The organism is Flavobacterium sp., assembly GCF_044373165.1.
Classification (GTDB): Bacteria; Bacteroidota; Bacteroidia; order Flavobacteriales; family Flavobacteriaceae; genus Flavobacterium.
Map to the genome: position 1 here is coordinate 1 of NZ_JBILQL010000153.1, position 4,424 is coordinate 4,424.

The 4,424-nt window shown below is 33.1% G+C and carries 4 protein-coding genes; 1 reads left to right on the top strand and 3 read right to left on the bottom strand.

Annotated features, from left to right (window positions below):
* Nucleotides 1–203 (top strand): non-canonical purine NTP pyrophosphatase (locus ACIQ32_RS12205; protein WP_396195955.1); only part of this gene is annotated, 203 nt, incomplete at its 5' end.
* A 151-nt stretch (nucleotides 204–354) separates the two neighbouring features.
* Here ACIQ32_RS12205 and ACIQ32_RS12210 read toward each other — a convergent pair.
* The 3 genes from ACIQ32_RS12210 to ACIQ32_RS12220 are packed head-to-tail and all read right to left on the bottom strand — an operon-like array spanning nucleotide 355 to nucleotide 3,966.
* Entirely contained in the window at nucleotides 355–978 is a 624-nt protein-coding gene (locus ACIQ32_RS12210) for an HmuY family protein (RefSeq protein WP_396195956.1), read from the bottom strand.
* 25 nt (nucleotides 979–1,003) lie between these two features.
* A complete protein-coding gene (locus tag ACIQ32_RS12215) occupies nucleotides 1,004–3,073 on the bottom strand; it encodes a TonB-dependent receptor plug domain-containing protein (RefSeq protein WP_396195957.1) in 2,070 nt (689 codons plus the stop codon).
* Nucleotides 3,073–3,966, bottom strand: a complete 894-nt coding sequence (locus tag ACIQ32_RS12220; protein WP_396195958.1) for a DUF6607 family protein — start codon at nucleotides 3,964–3,966, stop codon at nucleotides 3,073–3,075. The genes ACIQ32_RS12215 and ACIQ32_RS12220 overlap by 1 nt, the downstream gene beginning before the upstream one ends.
* Nucleotides 3,967–4,424: the final 458 nt, after the last annotated feature.

Consider the following 4,424-nt stretch of genomic DNA (forward strand, 5'->3'; position numbering starts at 1 on the left):
ACGGAGAGCAACAGTTGTTTACCGGCATCATTAATGGACAAATTACTAAAGCAAAAAAAGGCACTAACGGTTTTGGTTATGATCCGATTTTTATAGCCGATGGATATACCCAAACTTTTGCCGAATTGTCTATGGCGGAAAAGTCAGCTATCAGTCACCGTGGTTTGGCGGTAAAGCAATTGGTGGATTTTTTAAGTCGCTGATTTTGTGATTAAGTCTTTGTTATTGATTTCCATTTAGTAGAGTTATAATAATTCAGTTGAATAGAAAAGACTTATTGCCGAAACAATAAGTCTTTCAATTTCTAATTTTCCGAAGTTTAGTTTACAGGAATTTTTTGAATAGGATATTCAATTAGAAACTTGTTCCATTTGGTTGATATACATATCTGAAAGTATAATATCTTGATAATGCTGTTGCATCAGGAGTTGCAGGCGCATCTTTATAGTAACTGATGATTTCCATTTTTGCGTATTTTCCGTCTTGTGTTTTTATTACAAAAACTTTTCCTGCGACAGGTGTTATCAAGTTATTAGTGGAATTGTAGTTGTACCAACCGTTTCCGCTTCCGGTAGGAATTGCGTAGGTATTAGTGCCATCTTGAACAAATGTTGAAATATCCGGGATGGTTGTCACAGCATCCAGTGTGTTAGTCACTATACTTACAGCTCCATTTCCGGTTCTAGTTGGTTCATCGGTAATTCCAATAGCTGAACCTCCGTTCACGATAATTGTAGTTCCACGAAACGCAATATCCCAAGAATCATCTGTTACAGTTGCATTTTGTGAAAAACTAAATTTTGTAAATGCGCCTCCAACAGGTTGCCCTTGTCCACCGGTTTGCGGAGCATAGAGGTTAGAAAAAGTTTTCGTCTCTAAGGAAACATTGGCAGCGTTATTGTCATCATCAGAACATGATGTCAACAAACTGAGTACTGAAAGGGCTAAAACTGACTTTAAAAAAAATGATTTGTACATAATTTTGGATTTATTAATTAGTTATTTAAAATTGATATTCTATTTTGGTGAATAATTGTCTTCCCGGCAAGTTTGGAATATTGGTTTCATCTTTGTAATCCATCAAGTTGATTACCCCAAGTTGCATTGAAAAAGCATTATTAAAATCTTTGATAAGCGTAAGATTTGTTAAAAAATACTCTTTTACAAAATCGTCGTATTTATCTAAAATATTATTGTTGTTGCTATCAAAAATTCCATACTTACTTCTGTAAAAAACACGCATATTTACAGTTGTTTTTATGGCTGGGATTTGATAATTTATTTTGATGTTTGCCGTATGATTAGAACGATTGTATAGTCCGAAATAATCTCTTGGTTTTAGTCTGAAAGAGGTTAGCGTAATTGGATCTCTTGCAAATATTTCTCCTCTTTTAATTTTATCTACTACAGTTTGATCTTTAGCTATTAAATATTGGTAACCAATTGAAAGCGTAAGATTTGAACTTGTTTTATAAGTACTGTTGACCTCTAAACCGTAAGTAAAAATCCGATCTACATTGAAATATGAAAAAACGTTCTGACCGTTTGTTTTTTGCGCAATTGCTTTTGTGTCGATTAAGTTTTTAATGCTATTGTAAAACAAATTGTAATCGATTGTCACATTCTTCTTTTTGTAGTAACCACCAAAGTTTAGGTTCACAGAGCTTTCCGGCTTTAATGGATTAGAAAAAGTAAAATTATTACTAAACAAGAGTTGACCTTGACTGGAAAGTTCGGCCAATCTTTCCTCTGCCACATTGTAACCTAAAACAGTATAACCTACAGCGGAATTGGTGAAATCTAAGTACAGTTGCCTTAAGTCTGGTGCTTTATATCCGTAACCAACAGATGTTTTTAATGAAAAAGACTCATTCCATTTGTAATTAATACCCAGCTTTGGACTAAACTGTGATTCGTATTGGTGATGATTATCATATCGAAAACCAACCAAAACATTCCATTTCTCTTTTAAGAACCATTCCAACTGTCCGAAAATATATTCGGAATTGAGTTTAGCCTTCGTTTCAAAGAAAGTTCGGTCTAATGTTTCAACATTTAATCCAGTACCGAATGATATAATATTGTTACCTGTTTTGTAATGTGTTCTTATTTCCGGGCGATAAAACCATTGATTAAATTTACTCTCATCAAACAGTTGATTGCTAGCATCATTTAAAAATTCACGGGCTTTATAATTGGTAGCATAAAAATCGTAAACCAATTTAAATTTATCGGAAATCTGATGGTTTAATAACAGTGAATTGTTCCATTCATTAATTTGACTTTCACCACTGTATTTTTCAACGTTAACTTCAGATTTATAGTCTTGATTTTGGTTATATATTCTTGAGTTTATTAAAAGATTAACGGCTTCAGAAAAATTAATTTTTATCTTGGGTTGTATGGTGAAATTTGAATACGGTTCAACGGTTTGAGTAAAGCTATTATCAGAGAGATTATAGCCATCGGTGTTAAAATAATTTGCAAACAGTTCCAAGCCAATTTTTTTCTTTCCGTATTCAACTGTTGTAGAGACATCATTCGTGTTAAATGAGGCATACTTATAGCTTACTTTTGTCTTTAGCTTTTCAGTGATTTCAGGTTTTTTTGTAATTATATTTACCACTCCAGCCAAAGCCTCTGAACCATACAAACAAGAAGAAGCTCCTTTTACAATCTCTATTCTATCGATATTGTTTATTGTTATTCTACCCAAATTCAATGTGCCTGCGCTTCTGCCAAACAAGGGTTGACCATCTATTAAAATCATCACGTAAGCCGCATCTAATCCTTGCATTTGAATTCCTTCACCTCCGCCAAAATCCGGAACAGTAATCAAACCTGTTTGCTCCTGAATGATTTCATTCAATCGGCTTAATCCTGACTTCCGAATACTTTCTCCTGTGATTATTTGTGTGGGTAAAGGCAAAGTAGCAACGCTTCGTTGTGTTCTGGTTCCTGTAATAATAACTTCTTGAAGTTGATTAGATTTTACAGAATCTGTCGCGACTTGAGCTGCTGAAATGTGAAAAGAAAAGTAAAGCAATACAATAATGTAAATCTTCAGTTTCATTATTTTGTAACGATAAAACGGTCAATTACTTTGTTTATTTCATCCTGTGAGGCGTTAGGTTTTAATTTTTGCAGATGCATATACAATGGCATGCCATCCAATTCTGCTAATAATTTAATATCATTGTTTTTTGAAAATTCTGCTTCCCATTTTGTACGGACTTTTTTCCAAAACTCTCGATTCTCTTTCCACCACTTCTGAGCAGCTTCACATTTTGAATCCGCTACTTTTGTGTAAGTGTTATATCCTTTTTCTTGTGCTAAAATATAGTCGATTCCTTTTTCATCTCGAATAATTTTATCGTTATCTTGATTGTGAATCCAACCATTTTTTACAATTTCTATCTCGTTGATTCTTTTGGTAATATTGTAATCACTTCTTTGGGTATACTCTCTTCTTGGTAAAGGAGCATTGGTTAAATTTTCCCAAAAGGTTCTGCCGTCCACATGCACCCAAGTTGCACTTCCTTCATATCTTGGTCTATCATCAACTTCATATATTTTTTGTGACCATTGTCCTTTTACTTTTTCTTTAGCAAATGTTTTGATCTTCCAATTGTTAAATCCACCGTAGTCATAAAATTTTGTGTTTTCAAAAATCCAATCTTGACGCCAATGCTTAACAATCATTCCTTTTCCGACTATCAATAAGTGTTGTATAGATTTTTTTCCCGGTTCATCTTCTATTATTTCAGCCCATTCTAAAGCGGTTTCGTGTTTCACTTTAGAGGCTTTGTAATTTGAAGTATCTTTTGGATAAGCAAATGTTTCTACAAAATTGAATTTGATTTCGTAACAGCCACACATAGATTTAATTGCTTGTTCATCTTCCTTTTTTTGAGCAAGTGTTTTAACAGATAAAAACACAACAATAAGTACTAAATATTTTTTCATTTTTTATTATATTAAATTAGACTAATTCTAAACAAGGCAAATCTAAAACATTATTATTATTTAATCCAAATAAAAATAAAAGATTTTGATTAGTTTTTTATCGATATATTTTTGTCTGATTACAGGAAAGTTATTTGTCTTTTGAAAATCAGTTTATTATACTTTAATAGATAAAATAGTGGTTAAGGATAACCATCAGAGTAATAAAAACAAACTCTTTGTAAATTAAAAAATGGTATTTTGTTTGATATTGATCAATGAAAACAGAAATAGAGAGGGAAAGCAGTTGGAGGATTTTTTAACTCGCTAATTCCAAGAGTGAGAGATTAGTTCCTTTAGCCCCGACAGGAGCAAACTACCGAGTAGTGCGGATGGCGGGAGCAGTGGTGCTGAGAAAAGAAATGGTTCCGCTCCAAACCCCAAAAATCTACTCAAATAGTAGCCCAACTCAGTCACTA

Bases quoted from the DNA above. Each gene is read 5' to 3' on its own strand.
- ACIQ32_RS12210 (WP_396195956.1), bottom strand. From the start codon at position 978: ATGTACAAATCATTTTTTTTAAAGTCAGTTTTAGCCCTTTCAGTACTC.
- ACIQ32_RS12215 (WP_396195957.1), bottom strand. From the start codon at position 3,073: ATGAAACTGAAGATTTACATTATTGTATTGCTTTACTTTTCTTTTCAC.
- ACIQ32_RS12220 (WP_396195958.1), bottom strand. From the start codon at position 3,966: ATGAAAAAATATTTAGTACTTATTGTTGTGTTTTTATCTGTTAAAACA.